The organism is Streptomyces violaceusniger Tu 4113, assembly GCF_000147815.2.
GTDB lineage: Bacteria > Actinomycetota > Actinomycetes > Streptomycetales > Streptomycetaceae > Streptomyces > Streptomyces violaceusniger_A.
Window position 1 is genome coordinate 4173026 of the sequence record NC_015957.1, and the last position, 19522, is coordinate 4192547.

The window sequence follows — 19522 nt, forward strand, 5'->3', positions numbered from 1 at the left end:
CACCTCGGTGATGCGGATACCACCTACCGGCCCATGTCCCCGCGGGCGTACCGTCATCTATTCCACCCGTCCTTTCCGAAAGGTGAGCGACTCCCGAACGGAGGCGACTCACCATCCAACGGGGAAAGGCTTCGAGTACGCCCAACGCCGCGCCGTACGCGCCGAATTCGCCGGTGGACCGATTCCGGCCCACCGACGGTGCCACCGCGCTTTCGGCGAAGCTCCGTACCGGCGGGTCCGTACTCCGGTGTGAGCGAAAGGGACCACCATCATGACTCTTTCCAGATTCAGCAGGGCGTTGTGAGCCCGAGCCGCCACCCCTCCCGCCCGGCTCCGGGCGGCGCCGGGAACCCCCGGGACGCCGTCGTCACGGGCCTCGGCTTCTGCCTGCCGGGCGGCGCCGAACCCGTCTTCACCGCGGCCCAGGTGTGGGACATCGCCTCCCAGGGCCGCACCGTCCTCGGTCGGGACGGCAGCCACTACGGCTCGGTCCATCTGACGGCGGGGCAGTTCGAGGAGCGACTCCCCGACATCCCCGACTTCTTCTCCCGCCACTACACCAACGCCCATCGGTACGGCCTGGTCTCCCTCGTCGAGGCGTGCGCCGACGCCGAACTCGACGTGGCCGCGGGCGATCTGTGCGAGGCGGCCCTGGTGGTCGGCCGCGGCAGCGTGGACGCCAATGTGGACAGCTATCTCACCCTGCTCGGCATCGACCCCGACTCCGCCACCACCCTCGACGCCCTGGAGATGTTCGTCGCGGCCGAACAGGCCGTGTCCCCCTCCGACGTGGCCGTCGTCCAGGGCGCGCTGACCCGGACCATCGGCCCCTGCTTCACCGTGTCCTGCGGCTGCGCCTCCAGCGCCGTGCAGATCGGCAACGCCCGCCGCCTCATCGCGACCGGCGAGACCGACCTCGCGGTGGTGACCGGTGTCGACGTCTTCAACGTCGGCCTGATCGAAAAGGGTCAGCGGCTGCTGCGCGGCGCCCAGCACGCCTACGACGGCATGGACGCCGCCGGAATGCCCGATCTGCTGCCGTCCTTCGACTCCCTCATGCGCCCCTACGACCGGCGCGCCGACTGCATCAACCACGGCGAGGGATCCGCCACCGTGATCCTGGAGAGCAGGGCGCACGCCGCCCGCCGCGGCGCCCACCTCTACGGTCAGGTGCTCGCCGCCGCCATGACCCGCGACGGCCTGGCCAATCCGCTGGCCGCCGACCACACCGGTGCGCAGCTCGCGCGCGCCGTCCGCCTCTGCCTGGGTGACCGATGGCGGATCGAGCAGGTGCCGTACATCAACGGCGCCAGCGACGGCGGTGCCGCCGTCACCGCCATGGAGGCCAACACCGTCCGCGAGCTCTACGGCCCCGACTCCACCGTGCTGCTGTCCTCCCAGGAAGGTTGCTTCGGCCACCACGGAGCGGCCTCCGGCTGCGTGGGCCTCGCCCTGACCCTGATGATGATGGAGTTCGGCGAGGTGTGCCCCACGGCCAACTGCGAACAGCCCGCGGACGGGCTCTCGTTCGACCCCGTCCCCGGCACCCGCGCCCGTCCCCTCGAGTTCGACCACGCGCTCAGCTTCAACTACCAGATCGGTGGCGTGAAGCACGCGATGCTGCTGGGCGGCCCGGACGCCACCTGAGTCCGTACACCCCCGCGGCGATCTCCACCCCACGGCCCCCCACGGCCCCCACCCCGGGCCGAGCACCACCCACGGAGACCCCGATGAGTCAGCACACCCCCGCTCCCAGCCGTTCCCCCGGCCGCATCGCCATCGTCGGCATGGGCTGCCGGCTTCCCGGTGACACCGACTCGCCCGCCGCCCTGTGGCGGCTGCTGGCCGACGGGCGCGACGCCGTCGCCGAACCGCCCGCCGAGCGCGCCGCGCTCTGGGCGGCCGACCCCACCACGACCGCCCGGCCCGAATCCGCGCCCCCGGTCCGCGGTGGATATCTGCGCGACGTGTCCGGTTTCGACGCCGACTTCTTCGGCGTCTCCGGGCGCGAGGCAGACATCCTCGACCCCCAGCACCGGTTACTGCTCGAAGTGGCCTGGGAGGCCCTGGAACATGCCGGAATGCCACCCGACCGGCTCGGCTCCACCGCCACCGGTGTCTTCGCCGGGCTCAGCTACAACGACTACATGAACCGGCTCGACCGGCACCCCCGCGAGCTGGAGGGCTCCGCCCTGGCCAACGGTCACTGCGTCGCCACCGGCCGGATCTCCTACCTCCTCGGCCTCCACGGCCCCTCCGTGGCCCTGGACACCGCGTGCTCGTCCTCCCTGGTCGCCGTCCACCTGGCGGTCCAGGCGCTGCGCGCCGGGGACTGCGATCTGGCCCTGGCCGGCGGCGTCACCCTGATGTTCGAGCCGCGGATCACCCGCTCGTTCGACCGGATGGGCATGCTCTCGCACACCGGCCACTGCCACGCCTTCGACGCCGCCGCCGACGGTTTCGTCCGCGGCGAGGGCTGCGGCATCGTCGTCCTCAAACGCCTCACCGACGCCGTGCGCGACGGGGACCGGATCCTGGCCGTGCTGCGCGGCTCGGCCGTCAACCAGGACGGCCACTCCGACGGGCTCGCCGCGCCCTCGGCCACCGCCCAGCGCGCCCTGTACGAGGAGGCGCTCGGCCGCGCCGGGGTCGACCCCGCCGATGTCGGGATGGTCGAGGCCCACGGCACCGGCACCCCCGTCGGCGACCCGGTCGAATTCGCCAGCCTCGCCCAGGTCTACGGAACCGGCCGCGACCGCTGCGCCCTTGCCTCGGTCAAGACCAACCTGGGCCATCTGGAGCCCGCCGCCGGGGTCACCGGCCTGATCAAGGCCGTGCTGTGCCTGGGCCGTGGACTCATCCCGCCCAATCTGCACTTCACCCGGTGGAATCCCACCATCGACGCCGACCGCACCCGCCTCTTCATCCCCCGCGAGCTCACCCCCTGGCCGGTGCGCACCGGCCCGCGGCTGGCCGCCGTGTCCTCCTTCGGCTTCTCCGGGACCAACGCCCATGTGGTGCTGGAACAACCCCCCGCAGCCCCCGCACCCGCCTCCCGCCCCGCACCGCGGCGCCCCCGGCCCGCCACCCACGCCGTTCCGCAGGTGTTCCTCGTCCCCGCCGGGTCCCCGGCCGCGCTGCCATCCGCCGCGCGGCGGATGGCGGACTGGCTGGAGGGCGACGGCGCGGACACCCCGCTGCGCGATATCGCCCACACCCTGGCGCTGCGCCGCGGCGCCGGCCGCGGACGACTCGGCGTCACCACCGCCTCCCGCGCCGAACTCATCGGCGCCCTGAGGGCGTTCGCCGCCGGTCAGGCCCACCCCGCCGTGGTCACCGGCGCCGTGGGCGCCGAGGTCTCCCGCCGGCCGATCTGGGTGTTCTCCGGACAGGGCTCCCAGTGGCCCGGCATGGGACGGCGGCTGCTGGAGAGCGAACCGGCCTTCGCCGAGGCGCTCGCCGAGGCCGACGCGCTCATCGCCGCCGAGTCCGGATTCTCGGTGCTCGACATCGTCCGCTCCGGCGCTCCGGTGACCGGCTGCGACCGGGTGCAGCCCGTGCTGTTCGCCCTGCAGACCGCGCTCGCCGCCACCTGGCGCGCCCACGGCGTCCAGCCCGCCGGGGTCATCGGCCACTCCATGGGCGAGGTCGCCGCCGCCGTGGTGGCCGGGGCGCTCTCCCTGGCCGACGGGGCGAAGGTGATCTGCCGCCGCTCCAGGCTGCTCACCCGCGTCGCCGGGAACGGCACCATGGCCACGGTGGGCCTCGGCGCCGACGAGGTACAGGCCGAACTCGACACCGGCGGCGCCGCGGAAGCGGTCACCGTCGCCGTCATGGCCGCACCCGGCTCCACCGTGGTGGCCGGGGACACCGCCCACGTCGAACGGCTCGTCGCCGGCTGGCAGGCCCGCTCCGTGCCCGCCGCGCTGATCGCCGTGGACGTCGCCTCGCACTCACCCCAGGTGGACCCGCTCCTGGCCGATCTGCGCACCGCCCTCGCCGACCTCACCCCCCGCCGCCCGGACGTGCCCTTCTACACCACCGTCCTTGACGATCCGCGCACCCCGCCCGCCTTCGACGCCGAGTACTGGTGCGCCAATCTGCGCCACCCGGTCCGGTTCTCCGCGGCCGTCGCCGCCGCCGCGGCCGACCGCCACCTGGTGTACGTCGAGATATCCCCCCACCCCGTCATCACCCACCCCGTCCTGCGCGGTCTCGCCGGTCTGGTGGAGGACCCCGTCGTCCTGCCCACCCTCCGCCGCGACGAGGACGAGCCGGCCACGTTCCGAACTCATCTGGCCGCGCTGCACTGCGCGGGCGTCCCCGTCGACTGGTCCGTGCTGTACGCGGACGCCGCCCTCGCCGACGTACCGCCCATCACCTTCGACCGCACCCGCCACTGGGCCGACGCACCGCTCGCCGCGCCCTCCGCCGACCCGCCCGGCGCGGGGCCGGCCGGTGCGCTGCCCGGCGCGCACCTGGAGATGCCCGGCGAACCCGTCCGCCACTCCTGGCGCGCCCGCACCGGCACCGCGGCCCTGCCCTGGCTCGACGACCACCGGGTGCACGACGCCCCCGTCCTGCCCGGCGCGGCCTCCTACGCCCTCGCGCTCACCGCCGCCTGCGAGGTGTTCGGCGCCGAGCCCGAGCAGGTCGAGGTCACCGATCTGCACTTCCGCGAGCTGCTGCGGCTCGCCGACCACACCGACCTCTCCACCACGGTGACCCTCGCCGCCGCCGACCGCGCCGAATGCGAGATCTTCGGACGCGACGAGGACGGTGCCTGGGTGCGGCAGGCCACCGCGGTGCTCCGCAGACTCGCCGCACCGCCGCGCTCCCGCGCCGCCTCCGTCCGGACCCTCGCCCTGCGCCATCCGCTGCCCGTCGAGGCCGACGCCCTCTACGCCAATCTGCGGGCCCGGGGCGTGGCACACGGACCGGCTTTCCAGGGCATCACCGAAGTGTCCGCCGCCCGCCACGGCAACAGCTTCTGGGCCCGGGTACGGATCCCCGAGGCCGCCCGCGCCCCCGGACACGGTCTGCGCATCCACCCCGTCCTCGTCGACCTGTGCGCCCAACTCCTCGTCGCCGGGCTGCTCGACGAGGACGACCGGCGACTGCTGCTGCCCGCGCGGATGCAGAGCGTACGTGTCCTCGGCGACCCCGAGACCGCCGTGTACTGCCACGCCCGGCTCGCCGAGACCACCCCCGGGGCCACCGTCGGGCACGTCCGCCTGCTCGACGCGGCCGGCCGGCCGGTGCTGGCCGTCGACGGGCTGCGGATCGTCCACAGCGCCGCGGACCGCACGGCCGAGGTCGACCAGTGGTTCCTCGAGGTCGGCTGGCGGCGCGCCACCCGGCCCGCGGCCACCCGGCCCCCGGGACGATGGCTGATCGTCGGAGAGGCGGACGGCACCGCCCGCCCGGTGGCCGCCGCCCTGCGCAACGCCGGCGCCACCGCCCGGGTATGGGAGACACCCCTGGCCGAGCAGGGGCTCGACGCCTTCCGCGACGCCCTCACCAGCCGGCTCACCCGCCCCGGAGACCGGCCGCGCGCCGTGGTGCTCCTGTGCGCCCCGCGCCCCGCCGACGGCGGCGCGCAGGACGGACTGCGCCGCACCCGCCGGCTGCTCGCCGCCGCCCAGGCGCTCACCGCCCGCTTCCCCGAACCGCCCCGCCTCTACGCCGCCACCTGCGGCGCCCGCACCGTGACCCCCGGGGACCTGGCCGACCCCGGACAGAGCCCGCTCCGCGGACTCCTGCGGGTGCTCGCCCTGGAACACCCCGAGCTGCGGGCCACCTTGGTGGACACCGACCCGGCCGCCCCCGACGAGCTCGCGGAGACCCTCGCCGCCGAACTCCTCGCCGACGGCCCCGAGGAGGAGATCGCGCTGCGCGACAGCGCCCGCTACACCGCCGAACTGGACTACGCGCCCCTCACCGACACCGAGCGCACCACCGCCTGTGCCCGCACCGTGCGCTGCGGCACCGACGGCTTCCGGCTGCGCGCCGGCCGCCTCGGCGACCTCGGCAGCCTGGAGCTCACCACCGCGCCCCGCCGTCGGCCCGGGCCCGGCGAGGTGGAGCTGCGGGTGCTCGCCGCGGGCCTGAACTTCCGCGACGTCCTCACCGCCATGGGCCTGCTCCCCGGCGACGAGAACATCCGCTACCGGCTCGGCTTCGAATGCGCGGGCGAGGTGAGCGCGGTCGGACCCGGTGTCGACCATCTCCGCACCGGTGACCGGGTGGTGGCGGCCGATGTGCACGGCGGCGCCTTCGGATCGTTCACCGTCGTCCCCGCCGACCGCACCGCACCCCTTCCCGAGGGCCTCACCCCGGACACCGCCGCCGGGCTGCCGATCGCCTTCCTCACCGCCTGGTACGCGCTGCGCCACGTCGGGCAGGTGACCGCGGGGGAGCGGGTGCTGATCCACTCGGCCACCGGCGGCACCGGGCTCGCCGCCATCGCGGTCGCCCGGCTGCTGGGCGCCGAGGTGCTGGCCACGGCGGGCAGCGAGGAGAAGCGGCGCTTCCTGCGGGCCATGGGCATCGCCCAGGTGATGGACTCCCGGTCGCTGGACTTCCGCGACGAGGTCAAGGAGGCCACCGGAGGCGAGGGCGTCGACGTCGTGCTCAACTCCCTCGCCGGCTCGGCCATCCGGGCCGGTCTTGAGTGTCTGCGCCCGTTCGGCCGCTTCATCGAACTCGGCGTCCGCGACATCCTCTCCGACGCCCCGCTCGGACTCTCCCCGCTGCGCCACAACATCACCTTCTCCACCGTGGACCTGAGGGAGCTGCAACTGGCCCGCCCGCAGGTGTACGCCGCAATGCTGCGCGAGGTGCTCGCCGCGATCGCCGAGGGCCGTCTCAAGCCGCTGCGCTGCACCACCTATCCGCTGGCCGAGGTCACCGACGCGTTCCGGTGGATGGCCGGGGCCCGCCACATCGGCAAACTGGTGCTGACCATCCCGCAGGAGGGCCAGGTCGACGCCGTCCTGCCGGACGGACCGCTGACGGTGCGCGACGGCGGTACGTACATCGTCACCGGCGGCCTGCGCGGTCTCGGGCTCGCCACCGCCTGCTGGCTGGCCCGGCAGGGCGCGGGCCACCTGGTGCTGAGCGGGCGTACCGCACCGGTCGGCGCCGCCGCACGGACGCTCGCCGAACTCTCCGCCGCCGGCACCAGGATCACCGTCGTCACCGGCGACATCAGCCACCCGGGCACGGCCGACCGGCTCGTGGCCGCCGCCACCGCCGCCGACGGGGCGTCGCTGAACGGTGTCGTCCACAGCGCGATGGTCCTCGACGACGCGGCCGTGGCCAACATCCGCGAGGACCAGCTCGGCCGCGTATGGGCGCCGAAGGTCACCGGGGCGTGGCGGCTGCACCAGGCCACCGAGGGACACCGGCTCGACTGGTTCGCGGTGTACTCCTCGATGGCGTCGCTGCTCGGCAACGCCGGACAGGGCGCCTACGCGGCAGCCAACGCCTGGCTGGACGGCTTCGCCGCATGGCGCTCGGCACACGGCCTGCCCACCCTCGCCGTCAACTGGGGCCCGTGGGGCGAGACCGGAGTGGCCACCGACTTCGCCGACCGCGGCTATCAGACGATCCCCACCGAGCAGGGGCTCGGCGCGCTCGGCGCCCTGCTGGCCCACCGGCGGGTGCAGACCGGTGTGATCCCCGGCGAACCGGCCACCTGGATCCCCGCCGCCGGCCGCCGGTCCGCCCTGTTCGCCCCGCTCATCCCCGGCGACGACACTCCGGTGGCCGCCCGGGAGAGCACCGACGACATCCGCGCCCGGCTGGCCGCACTCCCCGCGGGCCCGGCCCGCCGCACCGCGCTGGAGGCCTATCTGACCGACCACATCCGTGCCGTGCTGCGGCTCAGCAGCGCCACCCTCGATCCGCGGACCCCCCTGAGGTCACTGGGGTTCGACTCGCTGCTCGCCATGGAGCTGCGGGTGCGTCTGGAGACGGGGCTGAACATCAAGCTCGCGGGCAACTTCGTCTGGCGGCACCCGACCCTGGAGGCCCTGGCCGCGGGGCTCGCCCAGCAACTGGGGCTCGATCCGGCCGACCGGCCGGAGGAGCGGCTGGGCGCCCCGGGCTGACGGTCCGCGAGACCTACGGCGCCACCGGCGGGCGTCACGAACCGGCGTCCGGGCGATCCGCACCAGGACGATTCGGGGCAGGACGCTCCGGGGCGGGGCGGGCCCAGGCGCTCACGCCCAGCCTGCCGGTGGTGCCCAGGTCGACGAGGTCGGGCACGGTCTGCACATCCGCTCCGTCGCCGTTCGGCGCGATCCGCAGATAGCGCCCGTCGGCGGCGGGGCGCGTGGTGTCCGTCACCAGATTCCGCCACAGCAGACGCATCACCGCCCGCTCACCGGGCTTCAGCCGCACCGGCCCGGTGGCCGTCTCGAAGCCTTCGACGGTGGCGATGCCCGACGCGCCATGGCCGACCGTGACCTCCAGCGGCTCCAGGTCCGCGTCGAGGACCTGGACGGACGGATGGCCGTTCACCGTATAGGCGCGTCTGCCGCAGTTCACCAGCTCGATCTGCTGCTCCCGCAGCCCCATCGCCGCGTTGGCCTCCGCGGCCCGCAGCAGCACCCCCGAGTCGGGGCAGACCGCAGGGGCGGTGGGGGCGGCGGTGTCCGGGGAGACGGCGATGCCCGACGGGCGGGAGGTGGCCTCGTCGGGCACCGCGGCGACTCCCGAGGAGGTCTGCGTACCACATGCGCTGAGCAGACCGGCCGCCGTGAGAGAGCCGAGCAGCCGTCTTCGGCGGCGCCGGGCGGCGCTCCGGGAAAGGGGCACCCGGGGTGTTTCGATCGCATCCGTGTCCATGCGGCTTATCCTGCCTCAACCCCGGGCGGGATGAGCCGCGTTGGACCCGGCGCCCCGGTTACAGCGTCACGACATCCGCCGTGGCCACCGGCTTTCCGCTGACGAACGACTGGTTGGCCGCGAGCCCGGTGACCAGCGCCAGCGCCCCGTCCTCCTCGGTGGCCCGCCGGCGCGAGGCGTCCGAGGCGTCCACGGCCGCCTTCCCGGTGGCCGCCGGATCCACCGGGCCGTACAGCACCTCCAGCATCCGCTCGTCCCCGCCGCCGTGTCCCGCGTGGTCGAACGCCGGCAGCTCCACCTCCCGCGGCGGCTCCCACAGCGGCCGCAGCACCAGCCGCGGACCGCCCGCGTTGGCCAGGGCCTGGTCGCCGTGGATGGTGCCGCGGCCGGAGGAGGTGCCCAGCAGCGACGGCTGCCACTCGCTCTCCTCGACCTCCAGCTCCAGCCGGCCCCGGGTGCCGTTGAACATCACCCGGTAGCCCTCCCAGGGGGAGTAGGCGGTCAGGTGGTACGTCATGGTGGCACCGGTGTCATAGCGGACCAGCAGCGCCATGTCGTCCTCGATGGTGACGCCGTCGCCGAACACATTGCGGTCGCGGTGGTAGCCGTCCACGCCCTCGGCGTCCAGATACAGCGAGCGCAGCGCGTCGTTCTCGGCGAGCTCCAGCGCGAACGGGTCGTCCTGCGCGGCGGCGGCGCCGTGCGCCCGCTCGTACTCGCGCCGGTAGCCGCTGCGCTCGCCCGCCGCACGGCCGTAGAAGCCGAGCCGGCCGTAGCCGAACACCTCCTGCGGCCGGGCCCCCAGCCACCAGTTGACCAGGTCGAAGTGGTGACTGGACTTGTGCACCATCAGCCCGCCGCTGTGCTCCTTCTCGCGGTGCCAGCGGCGGAAGTAGTCGGCCCCGTGCCGGGTGTCCAGCAGCCATTCGAAGTGCACCGAGAGCACCTCGCCGATGGCGCCGCCGGAGAGCTGCCGGTGGACCTCCTCGTGCACCGGGTTGAAGCGGTAGTTGAAGGCGACCGCAAGATGGTTGCCGGTCTCCTGGACCGTCTCCAGGATGCGACGGCACTTGGCCGCGTCGGTGGTCATCGGCTTCTCGGTGACCACCCGGCAGCCGGCTCGCAGCGCGGGCACGACATACGCGTCGTGCAGGGCGTCCACGCAGGTCACCACCACCTCCTGGATATCGTCCGCGCGCAGCCGCCGCTCGAACTCCTCGGGGGTCCAGGCGGCGGCCTCCGGCTCGCCGGCCTCCTTCAGCAGCCGCTGGTGGTGGGCGATGCGCACCGGGTTCGGATCGCACAGCGCGGCGACCCTCAGGTGCGGGCGGCGGGCCAGCGCCTCGGTGAACATCTGGGCCCGGGAGCCGGTGCCCACCACCACGGCCCGGGACGGGGTGTTGCCGACGGTCATGCGTCCTCCAGCGGGAAGCAACGATTCAATCCGAAGTCGATCAACGCGTGCGCAGGATAGGACGATCGGCGGTCCGCCAACACGGGGTGGGACAGGCGGCGCCGGGGATCGGACGCGCGCGGGGGTGCGTCGGTGGACCCTGTGCAAGGATGAAATATGTGCACATGATCTCCAGGTCCCGGAAGGGCGACGGGCGATGATCGACATCGAGGAGTCGCTGCGCGAGATGATGGAGTGCGAGGGCGCGCTGGCGGCCTCGCTCGTGGACTATCTGAGCCGGATCACCCTGGGCGCCGTCCAGACCCCGCGCGGTCCGGACCTGGAGAAGGTGGCCTACGGGGACACGGATGTCATGCGGGCCAAGCTGTCCACTCTGGAGCTGCTCGGCTACGGCCCGGACCGTCTCGAGGACATCGTGGTCACGCTGGACACCGAGTATCACCTGATCCGTCCGCTCAGCCAGCGCACCCGCCAGGGTGTCTTTCTCTATCTGGTGGCCGATCGGGCGCGGGTGGATCTGGACGCCGCGAGGGCGGCGATGCGGACTGTGGCCCACCGGCTTGATGTGTGACCGTGGTAGAGGGGCCGATATGACCCGTGACGCTCGACGAGGAGCGCCGCGGTGAGCGATGCGTGGCCGAGCCGCCACACACCGTGCCGATGCGTATCGGAGACCGGGACGGCCCCCGATCGTGTGCCGCCAGGCTTCACGGTCCGAGGGTGATAAATGGTAGGAAGGGTGCGTGGTCGGAGTTTTCGGTCGGTCAAGACCTGCCCCACACCCCCTGTCCCCGAAGCGCTTCCGTTCGCTCTTGAGCATGCGCAGCTTGAGCGTGCGCAGCATCGCCGGGCAGGTTTTCGCTGTTCAAGTGCTGCTTGTCGGCCTCCTCATCGTCGCGGCCACGACGGCACTCATCCTCCAGGCGCGTAACGACACCGAGCAGGAGGCCGTCCGCCGCGCGACCGCCGTCGCCCAGACCTTCGCCACCTCCCCGGGGATCGCGTCCGCGATGGGCACCGAGAATCCGACCGCCCAGTTGCAGCCGCGGGCCGAGGAGACCCGTAAGCAGGCGCATCTGGACTTCGTGGTCGTGGCGAACACCAAGGGCATCCGCTACACCCACCCCAGGCCGGAGTTCATCGGCAAGGAGCTCGTCGCCGACTGGCGGCCCGTGGTGAGGGGCAAGATCGTCACCGAGTCCGTGCAGGGGCCCCTCGGCCGCGAGGTCCAGGCCACCGTCCCGGTCCCCCGGGGCAACGGCACCGTGGCCGGTGTGGTGTGCGCCGGAATGACCGCCGCGGATGTGAGCGGCCGGGTCGAGCGGCAGCTTCCGCTGGTCTTCGGCTCCGCCGCCGGTGCGCTCGCGCTCGCCACCGGCGGGACGGCGCTGGTCGGCGGGCGGCTGCGACGCCAGACGCGAGGGCTCGGCCCCGCCCAGATGACCCGCATGTACGAGCACCACGACGCCGTCCTGCACTCCGTGCGCGAAGGCGTGCTCATCGTCGACAGCCACGGCCGCCTCGTCCTCGCCAACGACGAGGCCGGCCGGCTGCTCGACCTGCCCCGGGACGCCGAGGGCCGCCCCATCACCGAACTCGGCCTCGAGCCGCGCACCGCCGAGCTGCTCGCCTCGGGCCGGGTCGCCACCGACGAGGTGCATCTGGCCGGGGACCGGCTGCTCGCCGTCAACCAGCGCCCCACCCGGTGGGACGGCGGGATGTCCGGCAGCGTCGCCACGCTCCGTGACTCCACCGAACTGCGCGCGCTGTCCGGCAAGGCCGAAGTGGCGGAGCGGCGGCTGAGGCTGCTCTTCGAGGCGGGCTCGAAGATCGGCACCACCCTGGACATCGTGCGGACCGCCGAGGAGCTGACCCAGTTCGGCGTCCCGTGGTTCGCCGACTTCGCCACCGTCGACCTCGTGGACCCCGTGCTGCGCGGCGACGAGCCCGCGGGCAGCGCCATGCGCCGCACCGCCACCAGTGGCATCCGGGCCGACCATCCGCTGTGGCGGGTCGGCAAGATGATCACCTACGCCGGAGGCGTGCCCCAGGCGCTGGGCTTCGGCGCGGGCCGGCCGGTGCTCGAGGCGGATCTGCGGGCCTATGAGGGATGGCAGGAGCAGGACCCCGAACAGGCGACGAAGATCGTCAAGTACGGCATCCACTCGATGATCACGATCCCGCTGCGGGCCCGGGACGTCACCCTGGGCATCGCCACCTTCTGGCGCTCCGAGCAGTCCGAGCCGTTCGACGAGGACGACGTGGCGCTCACCGAGGAGCTGGTCGCCCGCGCCGCGGTCGCGATCGACAACGCCCGCCGCTACACCCGCGAACACGCCATGGCGGCCACCCTCCAGCGCAGTCTGCTGCCCCAGGGCCTGCCCGAACAGGACGCCCTGGACGTGGCCCACCGCTATCTGCCCGCCCAGGCCGGGGTCGGCGGTGACTGGTTCGACGTCATCTCCCTGCCCGGCGGCCGGGTCGCCCTCGCCGTCGGCGATGTCGTCGGCCACGGACTGCACGCCGCCGCCACCATGGGCCGGCTGCGCACCGCCGTGCACAACTTCTCCGCCCTCGACCTGCCGCCCGATGAGCTCATCACCCATCTCGACGAGCTGGCCAGCCGGTTCGACCAGGACCAGGCCGCCGCGGGCACCGACGCCCCGGGCATCAGCGGCGCAAGCTGTCTGTACGCCATCTACGACCCGGTCTCCGGCCGCTGCACGATGGCGGGCGCCGGCCACCCGGGCCCGGCGGTGGTCCTCCCGGACTCCACCGTGACCTTCCCCGAGATCCCCCTCGCCCCGCCGCTGGGCCTGGGCGGCGAACCCATCGAGACCGTCGAGCTGGAGCTGCCCGAGGGCAGCCGGCTGGCCCTGTTCACCGATGGGCTGATCCGGGACCACGACCGGGACTTCGACGAGGGCCTCGGCGTCCTGCGCGCCACCCTCGCCGGACTGCCCGACGGCACACCGGAGGAGACCTGCCAGGCCGTCTTCGACGCCATGGCCTCCGCCCACCCCGGCGACGACATCGCTCTCCTGGTCGCCCGCACCCACCTGCTGGACCCCGGGCACGTCGCCGAATGGGAGCTGCCCTCCGACCCCGCCGCGGTCGCCCGCATCCGCAACGAGGCCGCCGAGCAACTCACCGCATGGGGCCTGGAGGAGATCGCCTTCACCACCGAACTCATCCTCAGTGAGCTGATGACCAACGCCATCCGCTACGGATGCGCCCCCAGCCGCGTCCGGTTGCTGCGCGCCCGCACCCTCATCTGCGAGGTGGCCGACGGCTCCAGCACCTCCCCGCATCTGCGCCGCGCCGCCACCACCGACGAAGGCGGCCGAGGGCTCTTCCTCGTCGCCCAGTACGCGCTGCGCTGGGGGACCCGCTACACCCCCAATGGCAAGATCATCTGGGCCGAGCAGCCCCTGACCGACCCGATGCTCCCGCTGGCCGACCCCGAGGGCGAGGATCTCCTCGACCAGTGGGACGACATCCCCGGCTGACCCCGCCGCCCCGCATGGTCGCCAACGGGAGGGCCGGACGGACGCTCCGCTGGTCACCGGCGGCGCCCGATTGGCGCTGAAGCGGGGTCAGACGACACCCTCATGGCGTAGAGCGCCGCTCACCACGGGCCGTTGGGCCCGGCGGCGTGATGGGCTATGGAGGAATGCGGCATGCGCAAGAGGCTGCGGGAGCGGCTGCGGTACTGGTTCGACGGGACGATGGACCGTGGCACCCGCTGATCGGCTGGCTGGGGCTGGCCTCCTTGGCGTTGATCACCCTGGTCTCCGCGGTGGTGGTCGCCTTCGCCCACAAGGACACCGAGGACAACGGCGGTTGGCTCGGCGTCGTCTGGATGAGCCTGCTGCGGACCCTCGATCCGGGCACGATGGGCGGGGACACGGGCCGGCCGCTGTTCCTGGTCCTCATGCTCACGGTGACCATCGGCGGAATCTTCATCGTCAGCGCGCTGATCGGTGTGATGACCACCGGCCTGGAGGCCCGGATCCAGCAGTTGCGCAAGGGCACCTCACGGCTGATCGAGCACAACCACACCATTGTGCTGGGCTGGTCGGAGCAGGTCTTCACGGTGATAGCGGAGCTGGCGGAGGCCAACCAGAGCGAGCGGCGCTCGTGTGTGGTGATCCTCGCCGACCGGGACAAGGTCGACATGGAGGACGAGATCCGGCGCCGCATCCCGGACACCGGGAAGACCCGGGTGGTCTGCCGCTCCGGAAGTCCGCTCCAGCGCGGCGACCTGGAGCTGGTGAGCCCGGACAGCGCCAAGGCCATCATGGTGCTGTCTCCCGTCGGGGACGACAGCGACATCGACGTCATCAAGACGCTGTTGCTGCTCAACGGCCGCACCTGGACCGGGAGGCGGCCCAATGTGGTGGCCGCCGTGCAGAGTTCGGCGAACCTGGCGGCCGCCCGGCTGGCCGCGGGGGACACCGCGCTGGTGATCGACGCCGATGACATCGCGGTCGGGCTGATCGTGCAGTCCCACCGCCAGTCCGGTCTGTCCACCGTCTTCAATGAACTGCTCAGCTTCATCGGCAACGAGATCTACCCCTGGCACGCGCCCGCCTTGGCCGGCGCCACCTACGGGGAGTCGCTGAACGCCTTCGAACTCGGTGTGCCCATCGGTGTGCAGCGCGCGGACGGCGAGGCGCTGGTCAACCCCGCCATGGACACCGTGATCGAGCGCGGGGACCGGCTGCTGATGGTCGCCGAGGACGATCTGCTCATCAAGATGGCGGCCACCCGGCCCCGGATCGCGCGCTCGGCGATGGCCGCGGCCGCGTTCCGCCCGCCGGTACCTGACCGGACCCTGCTGATCGGCTGGAACTCCCGCGCGGAGAAGATCATCGCGCAGCTCGACCTCCTGGTGAAACCCGGCTCGGTGGTGGACATCGCCGCCCCGCGCCCGCCCCGGGAGGAGACGAACCGGGAGCTGAGGAACCTCACGGTTGGCTTCAAGCACTGCGAACCCACCCGCCGCCCGTCGCTGGAGGCAGTCGGGCTGGACGGCTACCGTCATATCGTGGTGCTGACGGACGACGGGATCGACCCCGGGCGGTCCGACGACCGCACCCTGGTCACCCTGCTCCACCTGCGCGACATCGAAATCCAGCTCGGCGATCCGTACTCGATCGTCACCGAGATGCACGACGACGCCAACCGCGAGGTCGCACAGGTCACCAAGGCCGACGACTTCATCGTCTCCACCAAGGTGATCAGCCTGCTGCTGACCCAGCTCACCGAGAACCGCCATCTGTACGCGGTCTTCGCCGACCTCTTCGACCCACAGGGATCCGAGATCTACCTCAAACCCGCGCCCAGTTATCTGATACCGGGCGCGGAGGCCAACTTCGCCACCGTCATCGAGGCCGCCCGGCAGCGCGGTGAGACGGCCATCGGCTACCGGCTGGCCCGGCAGAGCGATGAGCCACCGCTGTACGGCGTCCACCTCAACCCGTCCAAAACAGCGCCGCTGACCCTGGAGGAGGGCGATACGGTCGTGGTCCTGGCCGAGGACTGAACCACGGCGCGGAGTCAGCCGAGCGCGCGGCGGGCGCCGGGGGTGTGGCCGAAGGCCCGGCGGAAGACATCGATGAAGGCGCTGCTGGACGCCCAGCCGCACCGATGGGCGACGGCCGTGATCGGGGCGCCCTCGGCCAGCAGCCGCAGGGCGTGGTGCAGGCGCAGTTGGGTGCGCCACTGCGGGAAGGTCATCCCCAGCTCCGCCGCGCACAGCCGGGTCAGGGTGCGCTCGCCGACCCCGACCGCGGCGCCGAGCTGCCGCAGGGTCCGGTGGTCCGCCGGGTCGTCGTGGAGGAGGGCGCACACCGCGGCCAGGCGCGGGTCCCCGGCGGCGGGCACATGCACCGGCTGCTCGGCACAGTGGCGGAGCTGATCGAGCAGTACGGCCCGCAGCCGGCGGCGTTCGGCGCTGGCGTCCCCCGGCCGCGCGGTGTATTCGATGATCAGCTCGCGCAGCAGCGGGCCGACGCCGAGGACCGCGGGCTGCTCCAGCCGCAGCGGATTGTCCGCCACCGCCAGCCCCACCATATGGAGGTCGGTGGCGCCGTACGCGCGGTGCTCATGGACGGTCCCCGCCGGTATCCACAGCGCCCGGTTGGCGGGCGCGATCCAGCTTCCCGCGTCGGTGGTGACGGCCAGCACCCCTCGCCCGGCGTAGACGATCTGGTGCTCGTCGTGCCGATGGGCGTCGACGCCGCCACCGGCGGGCAGCGGACGCAGGCCCGTCGTCGCCTGGGGAGTGTGGCGGATTCTCGGCATCGGAGGCCATTTTATCGGCCGCCGGCTCTTACGAGGGTGGTCAGCGGACGGTCAGCCCGCCGTCCACGTTCATGATGGTGCCGGTAGTCCAGCCGGCCTGCGGGGAGGCGAGGAAGGCCGCCGCGGCGGCCACCTCGTCGGGTTCGCCGACGCGGCCCAGGGGATAGGCGTCCCGGGTGCGGCGGTCGTGCCCGTCGCGCTCCTCGGCGCTCATCGGGCCGAGATGATCCCGTTCGTAGGTGGGGGTGCGTACGGCGCCGGGGGCGATGCCGTTGACCCGGACGCCGGAGGGGCCCAGCTCATTGGCGAGGGCCCGGGTCATCGCGTTGATGGCGCCGCGGGTGGCGGAGTAGGCCGCGGACGGGCGGTCGGCGACCATCTTGTGCGCCCAGTAGCTGCTGATGTTGATGATGCTGCCGCGGCCCTCGACGAGCGCGGGCAGCAGCGCCTGGGCGAGGAGGAAGGGCACCCGGACATTGAGGTGGAGCATGGCGTCGAAGGAGTCGGCCGAGGTCTGGGCGAGCGGGCTGAAGTGTGCCGTGCCCGCGTTGTTGACCAGGGTGTCCACCCGTTCGGTGAGCGCGAGCACCTGACGCGCGGCGGTGGTCACGGCGCCGGGGTCGGCCAGGTCGACGGAGAGGGTGCGTACGGTGGTGCCGTGTCCGGCCAGGGTGTGCCGGGCCCGGTCGAGCTTCTCCTGGTCGCGGGCGAGCAGCAGCAGGTCGGCGCCCTCGGTGGCGAAGGCGTCGGCGATGGCGTAGCCGAGGCCCTCGCTGCCCCCGGTGATCACCGCGGTCATGCCGTCGAGATGGCTCATGCCCGTGGCTCCTGTTCGGTCGTGCGGGTGGGACGTGTGGCGAAGAGGCCGGCGGGGTAGGCGGCCGTGGTGCCGCTGGCTAAATGGACAGATTTTGTCCGCTTAGAGTTCAGCCTACGGAGGTGGACAGTTTCTGTCCACTTCTGACTAGGCTGGGGACATGACGGGCATGCCCTCCGCTCAGCGGCCCCCCAGACCGCCGCGCGCGGACGCGCGGCGCAACGCCGCCCGCGTCCTGACCGCGGCACGCCAGGCGGTGGCCGTCCATGGCTTCGATGTCAGCTATCACGAGATCGCGCGGCTGGCCGGTGTCGGCGTCGGCACGGTCTACCGTCGCTTCCCCGAGCGGGCCCAACTGCTGGAAGCCGTCCTCCTCGATGTGCTCGGCGAACTCGCCGACAGCGCCGAACAGGCCCTGGGCGAGGACGACTCCTGGCCGGCCTTCACCCGGTTCTTCACCGGCCTCGCCCTGCGCACCGGAGAGAACGCGGGGTTGTCGGACTCCCTCGACGACCGCGGCGGACCCCAGGTGGCCGCCGCCCGCCGCACCCTGCTCGATCTCGTACGGCGCCTGACCGAACGCGCCCAGCGGGACGGCGTGCTGCGCGCCGATCTGTCCTGGCGGGACATTCCGTTCCTGGCCAGGGCGGCCGCCGCCGGAGCCTGTGTGCTGGACCTCCCGGCCGACCGGCTTCAGACCGAACGGTGTGTCACGGTCGTCCTCGACGGAATGCGCGCACCGGCGAGCACCCCACTGCCCGACCGGCTCTGATCACACCTCCGTACCGCACACTGGGGTGTCATGGAGCTGCAGATCACCGCCACCTCGCCCGAGCATCCGGCGTCGCTGCTCGATCTGCCGTGGAACATCCCGCTGGAGCAGTGGCCGGAGGAGCACCTGGTCGCGCTGCCCCGGGGCATCTCCCGCCATGTCGTCCGCTTCGCGCAGGCGGGCGGCGAGATCGTCGCGGTCAAGGAGGTCGGCGAGTGGGCGGCGGTACGCGAGTACGGGCTGCTGCGCGACCTGGACCGGCTCGCGGTCCCCGCGGTGGACGCGCTCGCGGTGGTGACCGGGCGCACCGACGAGCACGGCGAACCGCTGGAACCCGCGCTGATCACCCGCCATCTGGTGGGCTCGCAGCCGTACCGCTCGATGTTCCAGACGACCATGCGGCCGAGCACCATCCGACGGCTGCTCGACGCGCTCGCCGTCCTGCTCGTGCGGTTGCATCTGGCCGGGTTCGCCTGGGGCGACTGCTCGCTGTCCAACACCCTCTTCCGGCGCGACGCGGGCGCGTACGCCGCCTATCTGGTCGACGCCGAGACCGGGCAGATCCAGCCGAAGCTCACCAGCGGCCAGCGGGATTACGACGTCGAGGTGGCGCGGGTGAACATCGCGGGCGAGCTGATGGACCTGGAGGCCGGCGGCTCCCTGCACCCCTCGGTCGACCCGGTGCTCTTCGGCGAGGCCATCGCCGAGCGCTACTGCGACCTGTGGCATGAGCTGACCCGCCAGTCGGTCTATCCGCTCGCCCAGCGCCACGCCATCGACCAGCGCGTCCGGCGCCTGAACGACCTCGGATTCGACGTGGCGGAGATGCAGATCGAGCGCTCACCCGACGGCGACACCGTCACCTTCGTGCCCAAGGTCGTCGACGCGGGCCACCACCAGCGGCAGTTGCTGCGGCTGACCGGACTCGACGCCGAGGAGAACCAGGCCCGCAGCCTCCTGAACGACCTGGAGACCTGGATGGCCACACAGGACGACTACACGCCCGGCGATCCGCTCGGCGCACGCCCGGAGGTGCTCGCCCACCGGTGGGTCCGTGATGTCTTCCGGCCCACCGTGCGGACCGTTCCCAAGGATCTGCGCGGTGTCACCGACACCGCGCAGATCTACTACGAACTCCTCGAACACCGCTGGCTGTTGTCCGAGCGGGCCGGGCGTGACGTGGGCCTGGAAGCCACCGTGGAGGACTACATACGGACCGTCCTGGCGGACCGGCCGCACGGCTGACCGCTCCGCGCCCCCCGGCCTCGGCGTCCTCGGACCGGCCGGGCCGCCGTGGGTCCCGCGGCGCCGCCCGCACACCTCTGCCGGGCCCTGTCCGCCGAAGGTCCGCCGGACC

11 protein-coding genes are annotated in these 19522 nt (G+C 72.9%); 7 read left to right on the forward strand and 4 right to left on the reverse strand.

Going from position 1 to position 19522, the window contains the following annotated elements; all coding sequences use genetic code 11:
• Positions 1-300: 300 nt before the first annotated feature.
• The gene (locus tag STRVI_RS17905) at positions 301-1647 is read left to right on the forward strand and encodes a beta-ketoacyl synthase N-terminal-like domain-containing protein (RefSeq protein ID WP_014057079.1); all 1347 of its coding nucleotides are present in this window, start codon (positions 301-303) and stop codon (positions 1645-1647) included.
• Between the two features lie 83 nt (positions 1648-1730).
• Positions 1731-8114, forward strand: a complete 6384-nt coding sequence (locus STRVI_RS17910) for a type I polyketide synthase (RefSeq protein WP_014057080.1) — start codon at positions 1731-1733, stop codon at positions 8112-8114.
• Positions 8115-8148: 34 nt separating this feature from the next.
• Here STRVI_RS17910 and STRVI_RS17915 read toward each other — a convergent pair whose 3' ends face one another.
• Together STRVI_RS17915 and STRVI_RS17920 are read right to left on the reverse strand one after the other, a co-directional pair.
• A complete protein-coding gene (locus tag STRVI_RS17915; RefSeq protein ID WP_014057081.1) occupies positions 8149-8853 on the reverse strand; it encodes a DUF4232 domain-containing protein in 705 nt (234 codons plus the stop codon).
• A gap of 58 nt (positions 8854-8911) precedes the next feature.
• Positions 8912-10267 (reverse strand): Gfo/Idh/MocA family protein, encoded by a 1356-nt coding sequence (locus STRVI_RS17920; RefSeq protein WP_014057082.1) that lies wholly within the window; start codon positions 10265-10267, stop codon positions 8912-8914.
• A 196-nt stretch (positions 10268-10463) separates the two neighbouring features.
• On the opposite strand from STRVI_RS17920, the gene STRVI_RS17925 reads away from it, so the two are divergent.
• The 3 genes from STRVI_RS17925 to STRVI_RS17935 all read left to right on the forward strand — a co-directional run bounded on the left by STRVI_RS17925 (position 10464) and on the right by STRVI_RS17935 (position 15815).
• On the forward strand, positions 10464-10838 hold the full coding sequence (locus STRVI_RS17925) for a hypothetical protein (RefSeq protein ID WP_014057083.1): 375 nt from the start codon (positions 10464-10466) through the stop codon (positions 10836-10838).
• A gap of 247 nt (positions 10839-11085) precedes the next feature.
• Complete coding sequence (locus STRVI_RS17930) at positions 11086-13776, forward strand: SpoIIE family protein phosphatase/ATP-binding protein (protein ID WP_050993683.1); 2691 nt, start codon at positions 11086-11088, stop codon at positions 13774-13776.
• A gap of 263 nt (positions 13777-14039) precedes the next feature.
• Positions 14040-15815, forward strand: a complete 1776-nt coding sequence (locus STRVI_RS17935) for a CASTOR/POLLUX-related putative ion channel (protein ID WP_251982646.1) — start codon at positions 14040-14042, stop codon at positions 15813-15815.
• Positions 15816-15829: 14 nt separating this feature from the next.
• Here the strand turns inward: STRVI_RS17935 and STRVI_RS17940 are convergent, their stop codons facing one another.
• Both STRVI_RS17940 and STRVI_RS17945 read right to left on the reverse strand, forming a co-directional pair.
• A complete protein-coding gene (locus STRVI_RS17940) occupies positions 15830-16576 on the reverse strand; it encodes an AraC family transcriptional regulator (protein ID WP_014057086.1) in 747 nt (248 codons plus the stop codon).
• Positions 16577-16616: 40 nt separating this feature from the next.
• The gene (locus STRVI_RS17945; RefSeq protein WP_014057087.1) at positions 16617-17393 is read right to left on the reverse strand and encodes an SDR family NAD(P)-dependent oxidoreductase; all 777 of its coding nucleotides are present in this window, start codon (positions 17391-17393) and stop codon (positions 16617-16619) included.
• A 160-nt stretch (positions 17394-17553) separates the two neighbouring features.
• On the opposite strand from STRVI_RS17945, the gene STRVI_RS17950 reads away from it, so the two are divergent.
• Complete coding sequence (locus STRVI_RS17950; RefSeq protein WP_014057088.1) at positions 17554-18165, forward strand: TetR/AcrR family transcriptional regulator; 612 nt, start codon at positions 17554-17556, stop codon at positions 18163-18165.
• A gap of 30 nt (positions 18166-18195) precedes the next feature.
• The gene (locus STRVI_RS17955; protein ID WP_014057089.1) at positions 18196-19410 is read left to right on the forward strand and encodes a DUF4032 domain-containing protein; all 1215 of its coding nucleotides are present in this window, start codon (positions 18196-18198) and stop codon (positions 19408-19410) included.
• Positions 19411-19522 lie beyond the last annotated feature (112 nt).

Excerpts from the sequence above, each read along its gene's own strand:
- STRVI_RS17940 (WP_014057086.1), bottom strand. The coding sequence starts at position 16,576 with ATGCCGAGAATCCGCCACACTCCCCAGGCGACGACGGGCCTGCGTCCG.
- STRVI_RS17955 (WP_014057089.1), top strand. The coding sequence starts at position 18,196 with ATGGAGCTGCAGATCACCGCCACCTCGCCCGAGCATCCGGCGTCGCTG.
- STRVI_RS17910 (WP_014057080.1), top strand. The coding sequence starts at position 1,731 with ATGAGTCAGCACACCCCCGCTCCCAGCCGTTCCCCCGGCCGCATCGCC.
- STRVI_RS17920 (WP_014057082.1), bottom strand. The coding sequence starts at position 10,267 with ATGACCGTCGGCAACACCCCGTCCCGGGCCGTGGTGGTGGGCACCGGC.
- STRVI_RS17950 (WP_014057088.1), top strand. The coding sequence starts at position 17,554 with ATGACGGGCATGCCCTCCGCTCAGCGGCCCCCCAGACCGCCGCGCGCG.
- STRVI_RS17945 (WP_014057087.1), bottom strand. The coding sequence starts at position 17,393 with ATGAGCCATCTCGACGGCATGACCGCGGTGATCACCGGGGGCAGCGAG.
- STRVI_RS17915 (WP_014057081.1), bottom strand. The coding sequence starts at position 8,853 with ATGGACACGGATGCGATCGAAACACCCCGGGTGCCCCTTTCCCGGAGC.
- STRVI_RS17930 (WP_050993683.1), top strand. The coding sequence starts at position 11,086 with ATGCGCAGCTTGAGCGTGCGCAGCATCGCCGGGCAGGTTTTCGCTGTT.
- STRVI_RS17925 (WP_014057083.1), top strand. The coding sequence starts at position 10,464 with ATGATCGACATCGAGGAGTCGCTGCGCGAGATGATGGAGTGCGAGGGC.